Origin of the sequence: Streptomyces triculaminicus, from assembly GCF_017349075.1 — a bacterium.
Taxonomy (GTDB): Bacteria; Actinomycetota; Actinomycetes; order Streptomycetales; family Streptomycetaceae; genus Streptomyces; species Streptomyces triculaminicus.
The window spans coordinates 94,683-114,965 of record NZ_JAFMOF010000006.1; the positions used below are offsets into that span (position 1 = coordinate 94,683).

The 20,283-nt window shown below is 67.8% G+C and carries 17 protein-coding genes and 1 pseudogene; 7 read left to right on the forward strand and 11 right to left on the reverse strand.

The window, feature by feature from the left end; genetic code table 11:
• Nucleotides 1–4 precede the first annotated feature (4 nt).
• Nucleotides 5–2,887: an NACHT domain-containing protein gene (locus J1792_RS31780; RefSeq protein ID WP_207248750.1), complete on the reverse strand. Its 2,883-nt coding sequence runs from the start codon at nt 2,885–2,887 to the stop codon at nt 5–7.
• Nucleotides 2,888–3,327: 440 nt separating this feature from the next.
• On the opposite strand from J1792_RS31780, the gene J1792_RS31785 reads away from it, so the two are divergent.
• Together J1792_RS31785 and J1792_RS31790 are read left to right on the forward strand one after the other, a co-directional pair.
• Complete coding sequence (locus tag J1792_RS31785; protein ID WP_207248751.1) at nt 3,328–4,416, forward strand: DUF6461 domain-containing protein; 1,089 nt, start codon at nt 3,328–3,330, stop codon at nt 4,414–4,416.
• A 4-nt stretch (nt 4,417–4,420) separates the two neighbouring features.
• Nucleotides 4,421–4,720, forward strand: coding sequence for a hypothetical protein (locus J1792_RS31790; RefSeq protein ID WP_086570799.1), 300 nt, complete (start codon nt 4,421–4,423; stop codon nt 4,718–4,720).
• 145 nt (nt 4,721–4,865) lie between these two features.
• Here J1792_RS31790 and J1792_RS31795 read toward each other — a convergent pair whose 3' ends face one another.
• The 8 genes from J1792_RS31795 to J1792_RS31825 all read right to left on the reverse strand — a co-directional run bounded on the left by J1792_RS31795 (nt 4,866) and on the right by J1792_RS31825 (nt 15,207).
• Nucleotides 4,866–6,767 carry a TniQ family protein gene (locus J1792_RS31795; RefSeq protein ID WP_086570798.1) on the reverse strand — a complete coding sequence of 634 codons (1,902 nt, stop codon included), beginning with the start codon at nt 6,765–6,767 and terminating at the stop codon, nt 4,866–4,868.
• A gap of 7 nt (nt 6,768–6,774) precedes the next feature.
• On the reverse strand, nt 6,775–8,031 hold the full coding sequence (locus tag J1792_RS31800) for an ATP-binding protein (RefSeq protein ID WP_086570796.1): 1,257 nt from the start codon (nt 8,029–8,031) through the stop codon (nt 6,775–6,777).
• Nucleotides 8,028–8,789: a hypothetical protein gene (locus J1792_RS35575; RefSeq protein WP_307843141.1), complete on the reverse strand. Its 762-nt coding sequence runs from the start codon at nt 8,787–8,789 to the stop codon at nt 8,028–8,030. Before J1792_RS35575 ends, J1792_RS31800 begins: the two co-directional genes overlap by 4 nt.
• Nucleotides 8,690–10,288, reverse strand: a complete 1,599-nt coding sequence (locus J1792_RS31805) for a hypothetical protein (RefSeq protein WP_307843142.1) — start codon at nt 10,286–10,288, stop codon at nt 8,690–8,692. The genes J1792_RS35575 and J1792_RS31805 overlap by 100 nt, the downstream gene beginning before the upstream one ends.
• On the reverse strand, nt 10,285–11,178 hold the full coding sequence (locus J1792_RS31810; RefSeq protein ID WP_242646968.1) for a TnsA-like heteromeric transposase endonuclease subunit: 894 nt from the start codon (nt 11,176–11,178) through the stop codon (nt 10,285–10,287). The genes J1792_RS31805 and J1792_RS31810 overlap by 4 nt, the downstream gene beginning before the upstream one ends.
• Before the next feature lie 154 nt (nt 11,179–11,332).
• Entirely contained in the window at nt 11,333–13,153 is a 1,821-nt protein-coding gene (locus J1792_RS31815) for an NB-ARC domain-containing protein (RefSeq protein ID WP_143587685.1), read from the reverse strand.
• Between the two features lie 1,056 nt (nt 13,154–14,209).
• A complete protein-coding gene (locus tag J1792_RS31820) occupies nt 14,210–14,533 on the reverse strand; it encodes an AzlD domain-containing protein (protein WP_086570788.1) in 324 nt (107 codons plus the stop codon).
• Entirely contained in the window at nt 14,530–15,207 is a 678-nt protein-coding gene (locus tag J1792_RS31825) for an AzlC family ABC transporter permease (RefSeq protein WP_086570821.1), read from the reverse strand. Before J1792_RS31825 ends, J1792_RS31820 begins: the two co-directional genes overlap by 4 nt.
• 65 nt (nt 15,208–15,272) lie before the next feature.
• On the opposite strand from J1792_RS31825, the gene J1792_RS31830 reads away from it, so the two are divergent.
• On the forward strand, nt 15,273–15,845 hold the full coding sequence (locus tag J1792_RS31830; protein WP_086570787.1) for a helix-turn-helix domain-containing protein: 573 nt from the start codon (nt 15,273–15,275) through the stop codon (nt 15,843–15,845).
• 22 nt (nt 15,846–15,867) lie between these two features.
• Here the strand turns inward: J1792_RS31830 and J1792_RS34805 are convergent.
• Nucleotides 15,868–16,176, reverse strand: a pseudogene (locus J1792_RS34805) (SDR family oxidoreductase); the annotation flags it as partial.
• A 639-nt stretch (nt 16,177–16,815) separates the two neighbouring features.
• Between J1792_RS34805 and J1792_RS31840 the strand changes: the two are divergent.
• A complete protein-coding gene (locus J1792_RS31840; protein ID WP_143587684.1) occupies nt 16,816–17,109 on the forward strand; it encodes a hypothetical protein in 294 nt (97 codons plus the stop codon).
• Between the two features lie 29 nt (nt 17,110–17,138).
• Here the strand turns inward: J1792_RS31840 and J1792_RS31845 are convergent, their stop codons facing one another.
• A complete protein-coding gene (locus J1792_RS31845) occupies nt 17,139–17,864 on the reverse strand; it encodes a TetR/AcrR family transcriptional regulator (RefSeq protein ID WP_207248753.1) in 726 nt (241 codons plus the stop codon).
• A gap of 94 nt (nt 17,865–17,958) precedes the next feature.
• Here J1792_RS31845 and J1792_RS31850 point away from each other — a divergent pair, with 94 nt between their 5' ends.
• From J1792_RS31850 to J1792_RS31860, 3 genes are all read left to right on the forward strand, one after another.
• A complete protein-coding gene (locus tag J1792_RS31850; protein ID WP_207248754.1) occupies nt 17,959–19,083 on the forward strand; it encodes an FAD-dependent oxidoreductase in 1,125 nt (374 codons plus the stop codon).
• Nucleotides 19,084–19,131: 48 nt separating this feature from the next.
• A complete protein-coding gene (locus J1792_RS31855; RefSeq protein ID WP_179199077.1) occupies nt 19,132–19,407 on the forward strand; it encodes a hypothetical protein in 276 nt (91 codons plus the stop codon).
• A 480-nt stretch (nt 19,408–19,887) separates the two neighbouring features.
• Nucleotides 19,888–20,193 carry a hypothetical protein gene (locus J1792_RS31860; protein WP_242646969.1) on the forward strand — a complete coding sequence of 102 codons (306 nt, stop codon included), beginning with the start codon at nt 19,888–19,890 and terminating at the stop codon, nt 20,191–20,193.
• The last annotated feature ends 90 nt before the right edge of the window (nt 20,194–20,283 follow it).

The window sequence follows — 20,283 nt, forward strand, 5'->3', positions numbered from 1 at the left end:
GCGTTCACGGCTGTCGCCCCTCCGGCGGCCGCCACGGCGGCTCCTGACCGGCCCGGACGTCCTGGCCGGCGTCCGGTCCCGTGCCGTGCGGGCCGCCCGGCCGCCCGAACGTGACGTCGCCGTGCACGTGCCCCGCCTGGATCACTCCCTCCGTACGCGCCTGTCCCGAGACCTCGTTGTGGATATGGACGGTGCCCTGGCCGGCGTGCGGCACGCGGAAGTCCGGGGGCTCCTGCCAGCGGGACCCGGCGAAGTTCCGCAGGGCTGCGGCGACGTCCACCGGGACGGTGGCCCTCGTTGACAGGGGGAGGACGAAGAACCACCCGTCGCCGCCGCGGAAGTACCGCGCGGGCGCGGGCGCGCCGGGCCGGGGCAGCACGTGCAGGGCGTAGACCTTGGTGTCCCGCTTGCGGTGGATGAGTTTGCGTACGGCGACGGATTGCACGTCCGCCCAGGCCAGCCGGCCGCGGTGGCGCCCCATCCTGAACTCGATGTGCGCCGGGGTCAGGCGCAGCGCCTGCGCCTGGGGCGGCAGGAGCCAGTGGACCAGCATGATCAGCACCCCGAAGCCGCACATGGCCAGGGACGCTCCGGCGGCCACCAGCCAGTTGCCCTGCACGCCCGAACGGATGAAGACCATGACCGCGAGGAAGAGAATCACCGGCCAGTGGGCGAGGGAGAGCCGGCGACTCCTGCCCTCGGCACTGAATCCGTGCGTGTCGTGGTGGACGGTCCAGCCCTTGAGCGACCCCAGGGGGGACCTCTCGAATTCGGCCAGCGCGTCACGGAACCGGGGAAGGGGCGCGGAAGCCGCGGCGGACTCGGGAGGCCGGAGGTACGGAGAGGGCCGGGCATCCCTTGGATACGGCAGGGCCGCAGGGGCGTCGCCCCGCTCGGTGTCGGCCAGGTGCTCCTGGAGCCGCAGATGACGGAACCGGTAGACGCCGCCGCTGCGCTGCAACAACCCGCCGTGATGCGCGTCGCGCAGGAACTCCATCAGCGACCAGGGCACCCGCCCCGCGATCGCCAGACACCCCTTGGCCAGCAGCCAACGGCTCCACAGACTCATCAGCAGGAGCATCGCGGCAGCCCCGAACCAGGCGGTGACGCCCCGCGCCAGGGCCGCGCCGACGGTTTCGTAGACGTACCAGCCGAACGCCCCCTGCCCGACGCCGATCAGCACGGCCACGGTGCCCACGGAGAGCCAGGCGGCCGTGCGCTCGCTGCCCAGCACCTCGTCGGGCGTGCTCGCGTCCTCGGTGTCCGAGGGGGCGGCGATCGTCACCATGACCAGCGGGGCCAGCACGGTGCTGCAGACGACCATCACCACGTACGGGCGGGCGTCGTGCGCCCCCACGACCATGGCGGTGAACAGCCCGGCGGGCAGAGCGACCACCGCCGACGCCTTCAGACCCCGCCCGAGGGATGCGGCCCGGCCCGCCGAGCGCAGGGCGGCGCCGATGCGGAACGGATTGGCGCGTCGGCGGGGTCGCCCCAGCCGGAACCCGAACCACATGTCCACGGCGATCCAGACGGCCATGGCGTGGACCAGGCCGTTGGTCAGCGCCAGCTCCAGCCCCCAGCCGGCCATGGGATCCCCTGCCTGCGAGGAGACGAACCAGTCGCGGGCGACCGCGGCGACCTGGGACAGGGCGAGGCACACCAGGGCCAGCGCGGGCAGCAGCATGACGCGCACCAGGGCGGTGCGGTGCAGGTCCCACCAGGCGAACTCCGTGGTGCGGCGGCCGGTGAGGTGGCGGGCGAGATGGGCGAGCCAGTGCCGCGAGCGCCCCGGGTTCCACTGGCTCGGCGCGTGCAACCGGTCCGGGGAGTGGGGCTGCCGGGTGAACACCGCCGGAATGATCAGGTCGAGCAGATACCTCTCGACCGCCTCCCGCGAGGGGAACGGTCGGCGCACCAGGTCCAGCGGGTCGGCGGGCGGTGCCTGGAAGCCCCGGCGGGCCAGCCAGATCATCAGCGGACTGGTCAGGGCCTGCGCCACGGGCCCCTCGGGCTCCCGGTCCACGGCGTCGAGCATCAGCTTCCAGCTACGGCGTACCTGTGGCGCCGCCGACCGCAGCAGATAGGCGGTCGCGTCCTCCAGGCCGACCGGCTGGGCCTCGATCACCGCGGCCCGTGCGATGGCGGCCCCCGCCTCCTCTCCCGCGCGGTACTCCCGCGTGCGGGACGTGAGGACGACCGCGTCCTTCTCACCCAGGGCCCGGTCGATCTCACGGACCACCAGGGAACGCCGGTGCGCGGGAAGCTCGTCGAGCCCGTCGAGCACGGGGAGGACCAGCCCGTCCTGGACCAGCCGCGCCGCGGGGTGGTCGCCGTCGACGCGCGGCAGGCCCGGATGGTCCTCGGCTATCCGCCGCGCCAGCCAGCCGCGAAAGTGCTCCCGCGACGGATCCCAGGACTCCAGCGTCAGCACGACGGGCACGGGCGGCCGCACCTCGCCGCCTCCTCCGTCGCGCGGAGCGTGCCGCGCCGTCAGACAGCGTTCCGCCAGCTCCAGGGTCAGCAGCACCGCCAGCGTCGACTTGCCCGCGCCCGGACCGCCCAGCACCACCAGTCGACGGTGCCCCAGCCCGAGGAAGACGTCCGCCATCCTCGCCATCTGCCCGCCGGGCCCGCCGCCGCCCCGTAACTCGGGCCAGTCCGCCCGCCAGCGCACCGCCAGAGGCTCGGCCGAGGCCAGGTCCCAGGCGTTCAGCTCCGCCGACCACTGCGTGCGGATGCTGCGCGCCAAGGCCCACGCGGCGCGTTCCACGGGATCGGCCGCGGGCGGCAGATGCACCGTGACGTCTCCGTGGACGTACCCGATCTGCAGCACGTACTCCGCCGTGCCCCGCATGACGTTGTGGGAGCGTAACTCGTCTGCCATGACGGCATTGTGGGCCACAAGTGCGGCCGTATCGCCCCTCTTACGAATCTTACGAAAGAGACGGAGGGGACTTGCGTCAGTGATGCCGTCACATGTCGTGGGCCCGTACAAGGACCGCCCGAACCGTCCGGAACCGGCCGCGTCGGTGGCGCGTTCCTGCTCATGAGTGGCCGGAGCGGGTGGGTGAGGGGACGCGGAGCGACGAGCGAGCTGGTGGCCGGGGGGGAGGACGGCGGGCTTGGGCGCGCGGATCGCGTTTCAGCCGGGTCTCGCTCTTCACGTTCCAGACGGTACGAAACGGGACGCGATGGCAGGCCGTCAGGTGCCATTGCTGCTCCCACCTTCCGGCATGGTGCATCGCCGGCAGCTCACCGGATGGCCGAGTGGCGGGTGGAGCCTGTGGCCAGGGCGATGTCAGTGGCAGCATCCATAGTGGGCCCATGACCTTACCGGGAACTGATGACGATGACCGCTGCGCTGAAGCCGTCCGCTGGCTGGCTTCGAGCGAGGCGATGTGCGTGACAGCCGTGACCGGCGCGGACCCTGCCGACGTGATCCGGGCCTTCGGCGGCGATCTCGCCCAGGCGCGCCCCGTCACCCTCTCAGGCGCCGATGTCGGAGCGTTCGACGCGGACCATCCGTGCGTCTTCGTATCCCGGGCCGGAGACGCGGTCGTCGTCCTCGAGGACAACAACTATCAGGGGACACGCGAAGAGGTGCTGCGCCCGCTGTCCCGGCTCGGCCGCACGTCAAGCGTGTTCTGGAACATCAACGCACACTGCCGGCTCAGCCTCGCCGAGAACGGTCTCGTCCAGTCCAGCTTCGACATGTTCTCCCCCGACGACCGAGCAGGCGCACAGCCCACCGCGTGGGATCCCTACCTCGACGGACTGGACTTCACAGCCGGCCCGCCCTCGCGATGGGCCGCCGGAATCACAGCCGTAGCCAGGGCAACCGGCGCCGTGCTGGACACCGACTGGCGTACGGGAACCCACCAGCTCGTCCCCATCCAGCCTGTGAAGCAGGCTGTGCTCAGCCAAGGCTGGGAAAACTCACCCCTCCTCAGCGAGCACCCTTTCTCCCAGTACCTGGCCGACCTCGGCCCCCACTACCTGACCGAAATGCGCCGCTACGCCCTTGAACTCGCTCTGCGGCACACCGGCCTCGACGGCAACGCCCTGGCCCGTGAGGCGTTGGCCGCTCGAAACACCCCACAGGCCACTCAGGGCGATCTGCTGTCGCGTCTCGCCGCGGCAGAGGAAAAGGACAGAAGTGCGGCACATGCCCTCATCGAAGGTAAGCCGGATGACGACGAGGACAACCCACCTCAGCCCTGGGAACGCCCGTGGCACGGCCATTTCATCCGAGCCGCGATGTGGCAGGCCCTCCACGAACGACTGACCACACCCACCATCTACACAGAAGACGAGTCGGACATCCATCTCGATTACGCCATGATCGGCACTGGCCCGGTCATCACCCGCTACCAGCTGCTGACCGCCCTGATGCGCGCGGCCACGCGGCAGTGAGGCCATGCCCAAACAGGTGACTCCGGCCGAATCAGCAGCATGTGATCTCCAGGACCACGCCGCCCTCTGGAACATGGGAGAGGTCCGTGCGAGCGACGTCGTCGATGCCGCCTGTGATGCGCTCGTTACCGGACTCGACAGCCCCGGCCTGGAGGCGATCGACACGGACCCTCTGCCCGAGATGGGCATCATGGCCGCCCATCCCCTCCAGGCGGCGGCCTGTTTCGGTGTCCTGGACGAGCTCGAATCCATCGACTTCGACGCCTTCCATGCTCGCGGAGCATGGCTCTGGGCGCTCCTGTGAGCCCCGACCGACGTGTCCGTCGTGCGGGACGTCCGAGGCAGGGGAGAAAGTCCGACTGTCCGGTACTGAGAATTTCAGCGAGAGTTGGCACTTTTTAGCGGGAACTGGCACCGCTTCAGTGCCCCGGGGCGAGGCCCTGCGTGCATCAGGTCCAGGGGCTGGCGTCGTTGGACGGGGTCTCGCCGCGGTCGATGATGGGGATCAGGTAGGCAGCGTACTCGTGGAGCGCTGTGATCAGCATGTTGTCGGTGGGCCTTGTAGTGCGGTGTCGCATGCGGGCCCAGACCGCGTCGACGCTCATCCGCCATTTCTTCTGGGTCTGCGGGTCTTGTTGATCGCAGATGGGGGTCGGTGCGAAGAAGTGCTCGCTCTGGGTCACGAGAGCCCAGAGGATGACGGATCCGATGTTTCTCTTTCGGTCGCTGAGGTCTTTGGGGAAGCCCCCTCCTGGGGCGTATCCCCCGCCTGGAACGGCGATTCGGGCCTTGATCTCTTGCCATGGCTGGGGGCCGATGCACCAGTTCGCCAGGACCTTCCGTCGCCCTTCGTAGTCGATGAGGTCTTCTCTGGCGTCGAGTTCGGCTGCAAGATCGCGAATAGCGGCCTCGAATTCGAGAGGGTTCGGGCGGTTTCGGGCCCATCGGTGAACTCGTTTGGGGCTGTCGGCGATCCTGGCTGCGATAGCGGGGTCGCCGAGATAGAGGCCCATTCGGTCTGCCGCTTTCTGGATCGATCCTCCGGAAGCTGTCTGGCTGAGCCTCAAGGCGACGGTGCGTCTCAGGTGGACGGTTGCGATCCCTTCCATGTGGGCGAAGTATCGTTGATACCAATCCTCTTCAAGGAATTGCGGGATGTGCTCGGGGCGGAAACGTGTTGCCCGGACCGGTTCTTTCAGGTTCCTTGCGAGGTTGCCCCCGGCATAGGTCTGGATTACTGATGAGACCGCGTGGAGGAATCCTTCTGAGCACTCGGGCCGGTTGTCGAGAAAGGCCCGGACCCACCCGACCTTGGATGGGCGGCAGTCAGCAGTCGTCAGAATTCTCAGCTGGCTCGCGAAGGCGTCCGGGTGGGCTGACCTGAGCAGGCGGTCCGCGGCCAGGAGAAGGGCTGCATGTGGTCGTGCCGCCAGCTGGGGTGTGTCGCTGAGCGTGCGGACGAACTTTGATTGGGAGATGTTCCCTGCACTGTCGACGACCCCTGCCTCCAGGGAGGCAATGAGTTCTGGATCGTTCAGCAGGTGTCGGGAATTCGGCCAGGATGTCCGCAGAAGGTGGCAAGCCGACCTGAGGTCGTTGAAGTAGTGGGCCGGGCTTGTCTCGTGGCCGATGGCCCTGACCGTCTCAGGACCGTGCGGGTCGAGGATTTCCAACAGGCATTTCTGGAACTTCCGGTATTTGGGCGGAAGCCTGTGGGCGGGAGTGGAGTTTTCATCCAGGCGGTGCCCGCATGGTCCATCGATGAAGGCCCGGCATTGCGAGGGATGCAGATTGCCTTCCCGCCAGCGTGGAAGTCGTTTGCCTCCGTGGCGTGTCGCGGTGTGGAGGACCAGCGATTTGCAGGCGGGACAGACGTGTTCCAGGAAGCGTCCGTGTTCCAAGCAGGCGAAGACGGGCGGCAGGCGCCAGGAGATCTTCCATGCTCCCCCGAAAGCCCGCTCCACTGGGGTGTCCTGGCGAGCCAGGCACTGGGGGCAGTAACGGGTGGAGTGCAGGAACAGCCAGCGGTGCTGCTGGTTCGCGCCGTTGCGGCCGGTCGTGGAGGGTTGCGCGGGCGGGAAGCGGCTGCCGTGGTTGTCCAGCAGCATGGCGGTGACCTCGGAGTCCGTGGCCTTGATCATCGTGGCGAAGTGCTGCCTCCTCTCGGCGGGCAGGCCGATGAGATGCGGCATCGGCAGGGCCGCCTGGTCCGGACGGTCGGCCAGCCCGGTGCGGACGGCCAGTTCGACTGGCGAGGTGTCCAGCCGGAAGGCCAGCCGGAGGAGGAACCCGGGCAGGGACTCGTCCTGCAGCGGCGGAAGACTTCGCGCGAGGGGCCGCAACGGGGGCAAGGCCGGCTCACCTCCGGCCCGCGATCAGGGGGACGCCCTTGTCGTCGAAGACGGTGTTGCGGGGCCTGCGGCCCTGGACCGCCTTCTTCGACGGGAGAGCCGGCGGGACCTCGCCCTCTTCCCCGGCGGCCCGGTCGCGCTTGGGGTGCTGGGTGCGGATGATCACTCTGTCCAGCAGTTCTTCGGTGATCTCCTCGATGCCCGTGTCCATGGCCAGCGAGGCGCCGTCCTCGATCAGCCGCTCGATCAGGCCGACGACGCCGCCGGTGCGGCGGTAGATGTACTCGGGCATGTCGCCGCCTGTCAGCATGCCCTCGCGGGCATTGAACAGCCTGAGCTCGTCCTCCAGGCCAGCGAGGTGGTCGACGAAGGCGGCGATGTCATCGGCCGTGTCATAGCTGAAAGGCCGCAGGTCGACAAGGTCGAACCGCCTGGCGGTCTGGGTGGAAGCCTCGTCCTTGAAGTCCTCACGCCCCGGCTCGGGAAACTCCCACTGGCCGGTCTCGGGGTCCTGCCAGCCCCCGCTGAGCAGGCCGGAGTCGGGGATGCCGACACCGATCAGGACCAGAGTGACGCGCATGCTCATCAAGGCCCTGATCAGGTCGAGGGTGTCCTGGTCGTCCTTGCGGTGCATGCGCAGACGGGTGATGTCGTCGAGGATCAGCACGCGGGTGCGATGGTCACGCAGTGATGCACGGACCTGTCTGACGAGTTGGGTCAAGGTCAGGTTGGGGTCGCTGGTGCCGAAGAAGTCCAAAATGGCCTGGCAGGTCGACTTCGGTGTCGCGGTGACAGGTGTCTGGACGTAGGCGACAGTGGCCCGAAGGTCACGAGCGTCGGGCAGTTCGGGGACGTCCACGAACTCCTCGAGCCCCAGCCAGAGGTCCTCGAACGCGGCCGCTGCTTCGGCAGCGGTTTCCGTCTTGCCCTGGTTGCCGCCTCCGTTGATCATGAGGCCGGGCCGCGTGGTCGGCTTCCGCTTCATCGAGTTGCTCAGCAGCCGGTTCCTCATCAGCTCAGAGACGACCTGGCTCATCGGGGTGTCCAGCAGCGGCAGGTTGGCGTGGGTGGCCCGCCGGTGAAGGTCGTGGATGGCCTTGTCATGCTTGGACTGGCTGTCATAGGCGGCGCGGGAAATACGGGGTGCGGGGACGAACTCGTGCCGTGTCTCCCTCCAGGTCGTCCAGCCCTCGGCCGTCTCCCGGTCCGGGACTTCACCCGGCAGGATGAACCTCTGGGCAGCGGATCCGGCCTCGTTGCTCACTGTCCTTCTCCTTGTCCTGTCTCGTCGTCCCGTACCAAATCCGCGTCCGTGTCGCCCGGTTCGTCCGTGGCCAGCAAAGCGTTCGCCCTGCGGCGGGATCCCTCTCCCAGCCGGCGGGGAGCCCGTGGGGGCTGAACGACGGCGGCCTCGCGACGGCTGCGGCGTTCGGCGTCCACCGCCTCGTCCACTGGGACCGGCCTGATGGGCCTGCTGCCGATGGCGGCGCCGGCTGTGCCCGGGGCGGGCCGATCGGCCGCTGCCGCCTTCACCTGGGCGACCTCACGGGCCCGTTCACGGCGCTGGGCCTTGGTCAGCTGTCCCGGCCACTGCTCGGCCTTGACGTGGGCAGCGATCAACTCCAGTAGCAGGGGTAGCAGGTCACTGTCCGTGCGGGGCTTGAGGCCGGCCTGTTTCGCCGCGGCCAGCAGTTCGCGTACTCGTGCGTCGGTGAACGCGGGGATCTCCCCCGCTGGCGGCATGCCCGTCCACCTCAGCTCGTGCCAGTCGTGCGTGCGCGGGTCCTGGAAGAACGCGAACCGTGCGTCGCGAGGGTCGCGGTGCACTGTCCAGCGATCCTTGTGCCGCCCGCCGCGACCGGATCCCTCCTCGTCCCGGTAGGGGTCCAGGGCCCGGCCGTCATACCAAAGTCCGCGGATCTTCACCCCCTTCTTGCCCTGGATGATGACCTGGTGCCGGGGCAGCAGCTGGTAGTAGAGGCTCGGCGAGGGAATCTCCAGAGCCCAGCCGCCCTGGGCCATCGAGGCGGCGAACAGCGTGTTCGGGCTGTGATCGCCGACCGGGTCCCAGCAGGGGGCGTACTCGCCCATGCGCCGGTTCTGCCAGATGCGGACGATCCAGGTCGCCAGCAGATGCTCCATCTCCGCGACCGTGACGACCGCGTCGCCCTCGACGTCGGCGCCGCGGTCGGACGCGCGTCAACACCGGTGTAGCCGGGCAGGTACTCGAACAGCATCGAGCGTGCGGACCCGAAGGCCCGTTCGACCGCCTGCTTGTCGGTCGGCCGCAGAACCCGCGCCGGCAGCACCCTCACTCCCAGAACGTGCTGGGCCTGAACAAGGTGATGGTTGCGGTAGACACTGCCGTGATCCGTCGTGACCGTTTCCGGCGCGAAGAACGGCAGCGCGGCCACCTCGTGACCGGCGAACTCCGCGACCAGGGCTGCGGGGACGCCCGGATAGGGCCATTCCATCTCCTCGCCCCAATCGTCCCGCATCGGCAGCGGCATCGTGACGTCCCGCAGCAGCATCGCGACGTCGGTCGACGTGTCCGACACCAGCGTCAGGCGGAACCCGACCATCGAGTGCGTGTAAACATCCATGGCCAGCGTGAGATAGACGGTGACCGGGTCATCGAAGACCGTCTCCCGAAGCATCACCGGCAACACCGTGGTGTCCAGGGCAACGACCTGACCAGGCCGTTCGACGATCACGTGCTCGCCCGTAGTCTCCAGCAGCGCGGATCGGGCGTAACGCTGACGAGCCCGCCCCATGCCGAACCATTCCTGCCAGACCACCCGCAGGGTGCCGTAGCTGGGGATCTTCTCGACGGCCTTCTCACCGTAGGTCTCCAGCACGTACTGATGGATGAGCCCGACCCGGGCCCTCATGTTGATCTTCGACCGGTGCAGGGTTTCCTGCCGGACGGCGAGGATCGCCTTGCGGACCTCTTCCGTGATGCTCGGGTGTCCGCGCGAAGCGGGAGTCCAGCGGTCGTCGGCGCATCCCATCATGGCGTCGGCCCGCCGTTTGGACTCCCACCGGGTCAGCGTCCGGTAGCTCACCTTCGACAGGCCGAGCACCTTCGCGTGTTCAGGATCAAGCGCCCGCAGCTCGGCGACCTTCGCCCGGCGCCGCTGGGTCACGGTGGTGCAGTCCGGGTCGTACTCAGGCCGCGGCTCACCGGGACCGGGGTGCAGCGGATCACCGCCGCGGAATCCCGTCTCGACTTCCAGTAGGTGACCCCGCCTGATCCGCAGCAACGTCCGTTGGTGATCAGTGAGGTCGCCCTCGGTCCTCGGCTGCAGATGACGTCCCGACACGGTCGCCACCGTCGAACGCCGGCAGCGGGGATGATGGGCCAGCATGCGGAAAGACACGGTCTGCCGCGTGCCCGTGCCCGAGGACAACAGCACCCGTCCGTACTGCGGTTCGACGAGATCCACCCGCCATTCCTCGTCGTCCAGGATCAGGCTCTCGCCGGCGGCCAGTTCCAGCAGCCCAGCCGCCTGCCCGCTCATCGAACGGCCTCCCTCGCGACGCGGACGACGCTGCCGTCGCCGAACGGAGCCGCCAGGTCGACGCTCAACTGCCGATGCCAGAGCAGATGCAAGATCACCGGTCGGGCCAGGGCCGGAAACTCGCAGGTGTCCGCCAAGGCACGGAATGTGAGCGGCTGCGACAGTGCCTGAGCGGCCCGGGCCGTCTGCAGCAGCCTCGGCTTCAGGCCCAGCCGGTCCTGCATCGGACGGCGCCGTGAGTAGAGCAGATCGACGTTCCTCCAGGTCAGCGTTCTCCAGCCCGTGACCACGGCGTAGCCCCACCCCAACGCGAGTGCGACCTCGGACGAGGCCGCGAACTTCATCAGGTCGTCATCATCCATCCGGCCTGCGGGCCGGACATCCACAAGCCACCGGCCTCGCCCGGAAATCAGAAGGAAATCGGGAATGTGCTCACGCCAGCCTCCCTCTCCTTCAAACTCCAGCAGAAAAGGCTGCGACAGCATTTCTTCCGCCTCACCCGCGAAATCCGCCATCACGACGAACTGGTCCTCGCGATGAGACTCGAAAGCATGCTGCCGCCCGGTCGACAACACCAACTCCAGACCCGGGCGGTGGAACTGCCCTCGGCGCCAGGTGAAGCCCCGCCAGGGAACGCAGCCGGTCAACGGCACCGTGTTCAAACCCGCGACCGGGCCGGCCCGCATCACCTTGCCGACCTTCCACGTCGCCCTCCACCGGGCTGACCAGCCACGACCAAGGCTCAGCATCGCCCGGCCGACCGCGAGATCCTCGTCTCCGCAGAGGAGGGCCAGATCCTGCCAGCCGCACGCGTCCGACCAAATCGGGCCAGACACTTGTCCCTCAAGAGCCCGTGCGTCGACGGCCTCTTCCGCACTGGTCTGCTTCATAGGGCCAGCAGGCAGGGTTCGCAGAAGGTGCGGAGAGATTCGATCAAAGAGGTACCAACAAGCGTGAAACTTGCGTAAGGTGCCCCCTCACTGACGCCCAGGGTCAACGAACGCCGACAGCCTTCAACAGCACCGCACTAAGTCACAGCAGCCTTCACATTGAATAGAAGCATTTAGCTGAGCAGTAAAACGTGACGCCTCTCGAATTAGTCTCACCGCACCTGAAGGCCTCATTATAGAATCCGCCACCATTCCAAATCGTGAATGACCCACACCCATCACCTAGGCGTTCGCTCACAAAATCCCCCTTTCGTCGAACCGTAACCCCGAGCTGACGGCTTATATCCTTGATAAAATCCGCGACATCATCTTCCCTCCATGCCTTCACGCCACCTTCTTCATCCCAGGCTGCAACTCCTGCATGCTTCCAGAGCGCAGCCGTACTGGTCCGCAGAACTTGACTTAGCTCACTTTTTTCCTCATGGGGCCATTTCGCGATAATGGACTTCGCGGCGGCAGATCCGAGCAACTTGCGAGTGGATGCACCACAGGCGGAAGATTCACGGGCGGCGCGCTGGATGAGCGGATGAACCAAAACTTCCCGAGGGGTGGCGTCCGGGTCGTAATTAATCAGGTGGAAACGGTGCAACAGCCACAGAGCTTCAATGATTTGATCACTGGTCAAAGCCTCAGCGGTCGAATAAGCTTCCTGTCGTTCATCCTGCCCAAGCATGCACATGGCGACGCCTTGTCGAGTAGGCACACTATCAACAATCAGCGCAGGAATGCCATTTGAATCCAAGAGAGACAAAAAATTCAACAACGAGCGGGCCACCTTAACCGGTCGAGCCTCGTCGGCTTGATCGATCGAGATATTCCAAATTGCAGCTACGATTAACTGGTGATCGTCGGGCAGACCGTCCGATTCCGGAACCGCTTCTTCTAGCAGTCGTTCATTCAGCAATTGCCGATACTGAGCGCAGGGCATTTTCCGGTCGAGCATGAAAGCAGCCGCTTGCGCCAGCGCAATTGGAAGATGCCCCAGATCATCGGCAAGCGCAGTCGCCTGGTCGACATCTGCAGCAAGCGGGCCTAGTTTTCCCCGAAGGAAAGCCAAAGATTCCGAATCCGAGAATTGATCAACTTGAATAACCTGCCGCCCCTGACGTTGCAGAGCCGCATCCCGACGGCGAGTCGTGGCTATGACTTGACCATATTCAGAATCCGGCGGCCACAGTGACCTCACATCCGAAGGGTCCTGAATGTCGTCTAGGACCACTAGCCATCGCGTCTCGGTCTGATCAGCCCAGACCAGGAAAGCTTCAGCCGCCTCTGCAACGTCCCCCTGATCAGAAAGGCCCAGTTGGCCAGCAGCCTGTCCATACGCGTGCAGGATGGCACGCCTCGATGAAGCTGCTGCCCATACCAGCACCTGCACGCCCTCTTCCCAGGCAGATCGGGCATAGGAAGCCGCAAGCTGTGTCTTCCCGACACCTCCTGTCCCTGTGAATATCCAACAACGGGCGTTGGCAACTTTCGAGTCTACAAGTTCAGAGAAAGTTCTGTCCTGGTAACAATCCGCAACACCTGGAATAACTCCAACTCGACGACGGTCCGCTGCCGCGGAAAACCGCGGACCTGCCTTACGTGGACGGCCACCGCGACCAGCGCCGATCCTCCTTTCCCTTAAGGCGCGTTGCCTCATTTCTTCCCACCAGCTTTCGGGCGGGCCAATATAGCTCGGGGTGACTTTCTTAGCGCGGCCCGACAGATAGGCAATCACAAACCTTGCAACCGCAGGGCTTGACGGCACATTCTTCCCGCTGATCCAGTCACTCCACGATGACTCGATGACCTTCAAGGGAGGCTTCTGCGCGGCAGCCTGCGACTTGATCACGGCGCCGCTAGGAGATCCCGCAGCCTCGTGCAGCGAGCGCAACGTCGCCGCATAGGTTGCAGTTGTGTCCTGTGGCACGGGTGTCTCTCCGATCGATGGGTACGGACCGTAAACCGTCCGTAGAGTTTTCTCAATCTCGGTTTCCGCAGGTGACCAGTGTTTTCCTGCGGTCGCTTCAAGGCAAGGCGGAGTGCAAAAACCAACCGTAGTGGGTTCATCGGTTGCAAGCGGTCTTGGCAACCAGCCTGGGCCGACGGTGAACTCAGGAGTATCAGATGGACAATCCTCCGATTCGTGTCCGCAGGCCGCGCTTGGACCGGCTCTTTTGGCTGGAGACACGTGATGATGCGATTACTTGTCTCTTCGCAAGCTTCTTCGGCCTCCTCTCCGCCGGGTTCAGTATCGGAGTACTCTACTTCGGTTTCTATCGCGGGGAGGGGGCACAAACGGGAGCCTGCGTCTTCTTCGCCGGCCTCTGCTCGACAATCACCACCCGCCTAGTGCTCCGTGTCATTAATCGTATTCGATCCCGTTTTAACTCCCTGCGAACATGACAGGATATGGCAAGTTCACAGGCGGCGTCGATAGGGCGTCGTCTGTGAGCTGGTCGTCGGGGCGATCGACCACTGACGGCATAAAGTGGTCAGTCGCGCAGGACTGGCAGCCCGGTGATCTTCCTCGTGCAGACGAGCGAAGTCCTTCCAGCCGCCGTAGGTGTCCGATCGGAGCGGGCCGAGCACCACGCACGCGAGCCGAGCAGTGGGCTGGCAGGGGTGCCAGCAATGCTGAAAGTGTGTGCAAGTGCCATCCTCCAGCGACATTCGGTGCCAACTACCACTGAAGGAGTTCGTAAGAGGCACTGGCCAGCATGTACTACCGGTGTCATCCGCGACTGAAATCCTCAGGTACGTTGAGTGACAGGGGCGCCAACCCGGCGTGGACAGGGCTGTCGACTGCGGGCCCCCGTCGTACGACGGGGTCTGATTCGGGCAGTCCGCTCGCCGTCAAGAGGCCTTCTTCGGTCAGACGTGCGAGCGCACCTACGCCTGGCTCATGTCATTGGACGGCGCGTGCTTGTCGGCGCCGCACCATTCCGTTCCCGCCGTCGACCTGCTCACCGACGGCGGGGACGCCCTACGGGATCCCGAGCAGGCGTAGCACCGCGGTCACCGCCGCAGCCGCCAGGACCACCCCGAGGAAGGGGACCTTGCGCCAGGCGAGCAGCCCGGCAGCCAGTACTCCGGCCGGCCGGGCGACGCCGGCGGGGCCGTGGCCCTCGGTGAGTGCGGTGGTGGCCACGAGCGAGGCGAGCAGGACGACTGTGGAGACCTCTATGAGCCGCTCGGCACGTGGAGGGAAGGTAATCCTGCTGCGCAGGAAGGGGCCGGCGAGCCGGAAGGCGAAGGTGCCTCCGGCGAGCACCAGTGTCGCGGTGATCAGGACGACGGGGTCGTTCATCGGTGGGCCTTCTCCCGTACGGCGGTGACCGACAGCCCGGTCAGCGCGAGCAGGACTGGCAGTCCGGTGGGCAGGAAGGGGGTGGCGGCCAGCGCGACGGCGGCGCCGGCGAGGCCCGCCCGGCGCCTGTCCCGGTCGCGGAAGGCCGGGACGATCAGGGCCAGCAGGATGGCAGGGAACATCGCATCGAGGCCGAGGGCGTCCGTGTCGTCCATGACCGAGCCGATCAGGCCGCCGGTGAAGGCCCCGAGCGGCCAGCACACCAGGATGCCCAGGCCGCAGGCCCAGTAGGCGGCGCGCTTGCGGGGCATGCCCTCCTGGGCGAGGGCGAAGACGACGGTCTCGTCGTTCATCAGGTGGGTGCCCAGCAGGCGGTGCCAGCCGCGGCCGAGGACGTCGGGCGCCGCCAGACCGAATGGCAGGTGGCGGGCGTTGACCAGCAGACCGGCGAGCACGGCGGCGACCGGGCTGCCGCCGGCGGCGACGATGCCGACGAAGAGGAACTCCGACGAGGCGGCGAGCACGGTCAGGCCCAGCACAACCGGGAACCACAGGGGGAAGCCCGAGGCGACGGCGATCGCCCCGTACGACAGGCCGACGACCCCGACGGCGACGCAGACAAGGGAGATGTCCCGTAGCAGTGCGCGGTCCAGCGTTCTCCATATCGAATGCACGTTGAGTAGAATGAACAGCATCCGAGGCGTTCGTCAAGCCGAACATATGACTATTGGAGCGAACGGTGGCGCAGCAAGAGCAGGTTTCCGCGAAGGTCCCGCTGGAGTCGATCGCGACCGCGCTGCGCCGCGAGCGCGCCCGGGCAGGACTCTCGCTCAGCGAGGTCGCACGGCGGGCAGGCGTCTCGAAGTCGACGCTCTCGCACCTGGAGGCGGGCAACGGCAATCCCAGCCTGGAGACCCTTTGGGCCCTGTGCGTGACCCTGGATGTGCCGTTCTCCCGGCTGCTCGACCCGCCCCGCCCGCATACCCAGGTGATCAGAGCCGGCGAGGGCGCGGCCGTCGCCGCGGCCGGATCCGACTACCGGGCCACCCTGCTGGCGGCCAGCCCGCCCGGAGCCCGGCGCGACGTCTACCGCATCGACGCCGGGCCGGGCACCGTACGGGCGTCGGACCCACACATGCCCGGAGTCGTGGAGCACGTCCTGCTTGCCAGCGGCCGGGCCCTCGTCGGGGTCACCGGCGAGGCCGTGGAGCTCCGGCCCGGCGACTACGTGGCGTACCCGGCGGACCTCCCGCACGTCTTCGAGGCCCTCGCCCCGGACACCCGGGCGGTGCTCGTCCTGGAGCATCCCTGAGCCGCCGGTCCCGGGGACGGGCTCAGTGGCCCATGCCCAGCCCGCCGTCGACCGGGACGACGGCCCCGGTGATGTACGACGCCTCCGGGGAGGCCAGGAAGCGCACCGTGCCGGCGACCTCCTCGGCCCGCGCCGGGCGGCCCGGCGGCACCTGACCCAGCGTGCGGTCGCGGACGGCGGGCACGAGCCTCTTGGTCATGTCGGTCTCCACGAACCCCGGGGCGACCACGCTGAACGTGATGCCGCGCGAGCCTGGTTCGCGCGCCGGCGAACGGGCGAGGCCGACCAAGGCCGCCTTGGACGCGGCATAGTTGGCTTGTCCGGCCGCACCGTCGGCCAGCTCGAAGTGGCTGCCGGCGGGCAGGGTCATCTTCTGGTAATCCACCCGCGACTTTATCCTCGTCATGTCGTCGGGAGCCGTGCTGCCGCTGGTGTCGCTGTTCGTCAGGGCGTACCCCGCCATGGCGCTGACGGTCACGGCGAGTGCGCCCAGGGCCGTGAACAGGACGGTGCGCATGGCGCGTTTCCGTGGCGGCTTCGGGGCGTGCGAGGGCGGCTTCGGGACGTATGAGGGCGGTGGGGCGGGCGGGGACGGCGGCACGACCACGGTGAGCGGGGCCGTGAGCGCCGGGCCGGAAGCCGGTGGCCGCTGCGCGATGCCCGCCGCGACCCCGGCCGGCAACCAGCCCTCGCCACGCCGCAGCTGGGTGTCGTCGCCCGCGGCGCGGCACAGGTCGATGACCGTGGACAGCGCCGGGCGCTGTCCCGGGTCCTTGGCCAGGCACTGGGCTACGAGGTCTTGCAGCTCTGTCGGCACTGCGGACAGGTTCGGTTCCTGGTGGACGATGCGGTAGAGCACATGGGTCCCGGTAGGAACGGAACGGGGAATCGGTGTTGCTGTGAAACTTTTTGACAGCTGATCGGCTCTCGGTCGTTTCCCCAGATCACGCACTCGCTCTGGTGGACCGTGGTGATCACCACGGTGCCGCCGATCGAGATCCGCTTGGTTCGGGTGACCGTGCAGCAGTTCGCGGAACCGGCCGGGGTGGGCGAAGGGGCCGGTGATCTGGAGAACGGCACCGTGGTTGCGTGCGGCCCGTCGCCATTCCCGGGGCACGGGCAGCAGCCCGGTGAACCACGGCAGGCCGCCGGGCCGGGTCACCGTCAGCTGCTGCCCGTCCGGTTCGAGTACGGCGGCCCAGCCGGGGTGGGGCCGGTCCGGCCCGCTCAGCCGTCGGCGGCGAGCACCGGCAGACCGGGCTGACCGGGTGGTTGCGGATAGAAGACGGCAGGTCAACCGGATGCGGGCCGCAGATTGTTGATGAGCAGGCCGAGGGCGAACTCGAAGCGGTCGTGTCCGGTGCCGGAGATCAGCTCGGCGGCATGGCGTCGAGTCTGTGGGAATTTCTCGGCAGGCAGTGCGGTGAAGCGGTCCAACAACTCCTCCTGGCTGAGCACCCATTCCTGATCCTGGTGCCGGCGCCGTTGCTGGACCAGCGACTGCTCCAGTGCATAGGCGCTGACGTAGAGGGACAGCGCGTCGCGGGCCCATCCGGCCGTCCTCGGGTCGATGCCGCCTGCGAGCAGGATCGCCAGGATTCCTTCGCCGACCCGCAGCGTTTCCAGGTTGGTCGACGCCATGGCCAGCGCGGCGCGCGAGACTCCGGGGTATTTCAGATACAGGTCGCGGATCTGTGTGTACACCGCGAGCAGCTGCTCGCGCCAGGCAGCCGGGTCCGGTTCGGGGAGCACGACCTCGGCGTAGAGCCTGCCGATCAGCAGATCGTCGATGTCGTCCTTGTTGACGATGTGCGCGTACAGCGACGACGGACCGGTGCCGAGCACGGCGGCGACCCGGCGGATGGTCAGCGCGTCATACCCCTCGGTGGCGACGACTTCCAGGGCGGCGTCGGTGATCCGTTCGACGGTGATCGGCTTCTTGCGTGGTGCCGACGCGGCGACCGCCGCTGCAGGTTGGGCGTGGCGAGCTGCGCGGCGTTGGCGGGGGTCGGCGGACATGCCGACCACTATATCTTGACACGATCTAAGTTCGTTAAATAGAACTTAGATCGTAAGGACGAACTAAGTTCGCATCGATGTCCGGAGGTGTGTGATGCGAGTTTCCGTTGTCGGAGCCGGTCTGGGAGGTCTGGCTCTCGCGCAGGGTCTGCGTGGTGCCGGGATCGAGGCCGACGTGTTCGAGCGCGACCCGGGGATCGTCGCACGGTTCCAGGGCTACCGGCTCGTGCTGAGCCAGACCGGTTTCCAGGCGGTGCGCGACTGCCTGCCGACGCGCTGGCACCCGCTGCTGGGCGAGATCGTCATGGACGCCTCTGCCGAACAGCTGATCCTGGACCCGCAGCTGAACGAGATCGGCAGGCTCGGCGCGGGCTGGACCGGCATCGTGATCGACCGGCAGGTGCTGCGACACCTGTTGCTGACGGGCCTGACCGTGCACACCGATGCCGCGCTGACCGGCTACGACGTGATGGCCGACGGCAAGGTCCAAGCCCGGTTCGCCCGCCGCGACCCGGCCACCGCCGACCTGCTCGTCGGCGCGGACGGCGTCACCTCCGCGGTCCGCGCGGTGCTCTCGCCACAGACCACCCCGACCGACACCGGCGTCCGGTTCGTCATCGGCCGCACCCCGCTGACCGACGAGTTCGCCGGCCTGTCCAAGGCCTACGGCTCGAAGATCACGGGCGACGGCGTCAGCCTGCTGCTCGGCGCGATGCGCTTCCGTACCCCGCCGAAGCAGGCCGCCGAGCAACTGGCCCCCGAAGTCACGCTGCCCGACATCGGCGACTACGTGCGCTGGGCCATGATCCTGCCGCCGAACGGCTCGCTGGGGGACCTGACCGCGCAGGACGCCGTGCTGTCCAGGACGGAAGGTTGGCACCCACAGCTGCGCGCGCTGATCGAGCAGGCCGACCCGGACAACAGCACGCTGCTGTCCATCCGGGTGGTCAAGCCCAGTGAGCGCTGGGCGTCCGGCCCGGTCACGCTGCTCGGCGACGCGATCCACGCCACCTCCCCGACCGGCGGCAACGGCGCGAACACCGCGCTGCGCGATGCCGACCTGCTGCGCCGCTGCCTGATCGAGGCCAACGAAGGCCGCCAGGATCTGCTCAGCGCGGTCGACGACTACGAGCGGCAGATGTTCGAGTACGGCGCCGAGGCCGTGCGCAGCAGTCTCGAGAAGCTGCCCGCCTTCGCCCCCGAAGCGAAACTGTCCTGAGGCCGAAATTCACCTTGTGCGATCGACCGGACCCGCCCGGTCGTGGGCATGAACGGCGTCGTGCAGGTGCTGGTGCTGGTCGTGCATCCGGCGATGCCTAACCCGGCAATCCCGTCCGGCCGTCGCGCTCGGGCTGGTCAGGCCGCGGCCCGGCACTCGGGTACCGCCGTCGGGGACTCCGCCGACCCCTCGACGAACGACAACGTGTTCCCGCTGATCAGCGACTCGGACACGTTCAAGGCCGTGGCCTTGTTGACGGCTTCACGGACCCGCTCGGCCCGGCGGCGCCGCCACGCGGCCGTACGACACGAAGGCCGATCGTAGACCTGGTCCCTGCGGTGCCCGTGACCTGGGACGAAGCGCTTCCCGCAGACGGGGGCAGGCGTGGGAGACCTCGGCCTCGCGCCCGTCGATAATGGCGAAGCCGATCTCGACCGCCTCGGCCTGGTGGCGCCGTGATCCCGCTCGGTGAGCTCGGCCTGGGCCCACGCGGCGCGGAACTCCCCCAGGCCCTGCACAACAAGCTGCAGGAGTCACGGCGGCAGGCCCGGGAGGAGGCGGCCACGTGGCGGGAGAGCGAGGCCCGGTACGCCCGTCAGCTGCGCGCGGCCCAGCGGCGAGCACAAGCCGCTCGTCGCCCAGCGCCGCCGCCTGCCCCGGTACCGACGGGCGGACTGCGGTGCACGGTGTGCGGGCGGGCCTTGGCGCCAGAGCTGGCGAAGGCGGGTCGGCACATTCTGTGCTGAGCACGCTGTCGCTGGAACTGCCTCTGCCAGCAGGCCGACGGTACGGCACACTCCTGGTGTGACCACAGCGCACCCGCGCGGCCGCGCCCTCCACACCCTCATATCGCCTGGCACCGAGCCGACCGCCGGCGAGCCGACCATGGACCTCACCAGCGGTGCGGCCCCCGGCGTGGAAGAGCATGCTGACGCTGTTGCCGAGGCCGCGTGCCGCCTCGTCGACTCCGCGCGCGACGGGGGCTGGAGCGCTACCGCGGTGGAGGATGCCGTCGACGCGATCGACTATCTCGTCGAGGCGCTCTCCGCCCTGGCCCCCGAGCCGCCCGGATCCTCGCCGACGTCCCGACCGCGACCGCGGTCCTGCTGAAGCACCTCGAGGAAACCCAGCGGGGAGAGCAGCCGGCACCGCCACCGGGGGGGCGGCAGTGTGCGGCGAGAGCGGCGCCGGCTCGGGCCT

Coding starts and splice junctions, on each gene's coding strand:
- J1792_RS31805 (WP_307843142.1), bottom strand. CDS start 10,288: ATGAGCGGGCAGGCGGCTGGGCTGCTGGAACTGGCCGCCGGCGAGAGC.
- J1792_RS35575 (WP_307843141.1), bottom strand. CDS start 8,789: ATGGCCCAGGGCGGCTGGGCTCTGGAGATTCCCTCGCCGAGCCTCTAC.
- J1792_RS31845 (WP_207248753.1), bottom strand. CDS start 17,864: ATGTCCGCCGACCCCCGCCAACGCCGCGCAGCTCGCCACGCCCAACCT.
- J1792_RS31850 (WP_207248754.1), top strand. CDS start 17,959: ATGCGAGTTTCCGTTGTCGGAGCCGGTCTGGGAGGTCTGGCTCTCGCG.
- J1792_RS31820 (WP_086570788.1), bottom strand. CDS start 14,533: ATGAACGACCCCGTCGTCCTGATCACCGCGACACTGGTGCTCGCCGGA.
- J1792_RS31785 (WP_207248751.1), top strand. CDS start 3,328: ATGACCTTACCGGGAACTGATGACGATGACCGCTGCGCTGAAGCCGTC.
- J1792_RS31855 (WP_179199077.1), top strand. CDS start 19,132: ATGAACGGCGTCGTGCAGGTGCTGGTGCTGGTCGTGCATCCGGCGATG.
- J1792_RS31780 (WP_207248750.1), bottom strand. CDS start 2,887: ATGGCAGACGAGTTACGCTCCCACAACGTCATGCGGGGCACGGCGGAG.
- J1792_RS31790 (WP_086570799.1), top strand. CDS start 4,421: ATGCCCAAACAGGTGACTCCGGCCGAATCAGCAGCATGTGATCTCCAG.
- J1792_RS31810 (WP_242646968.1), bottom strand. CDS start 11,178: ATGAAGCAGACCAGTGCGGAAGAGGCCGTCGACGCACGGGCTCTTGAG.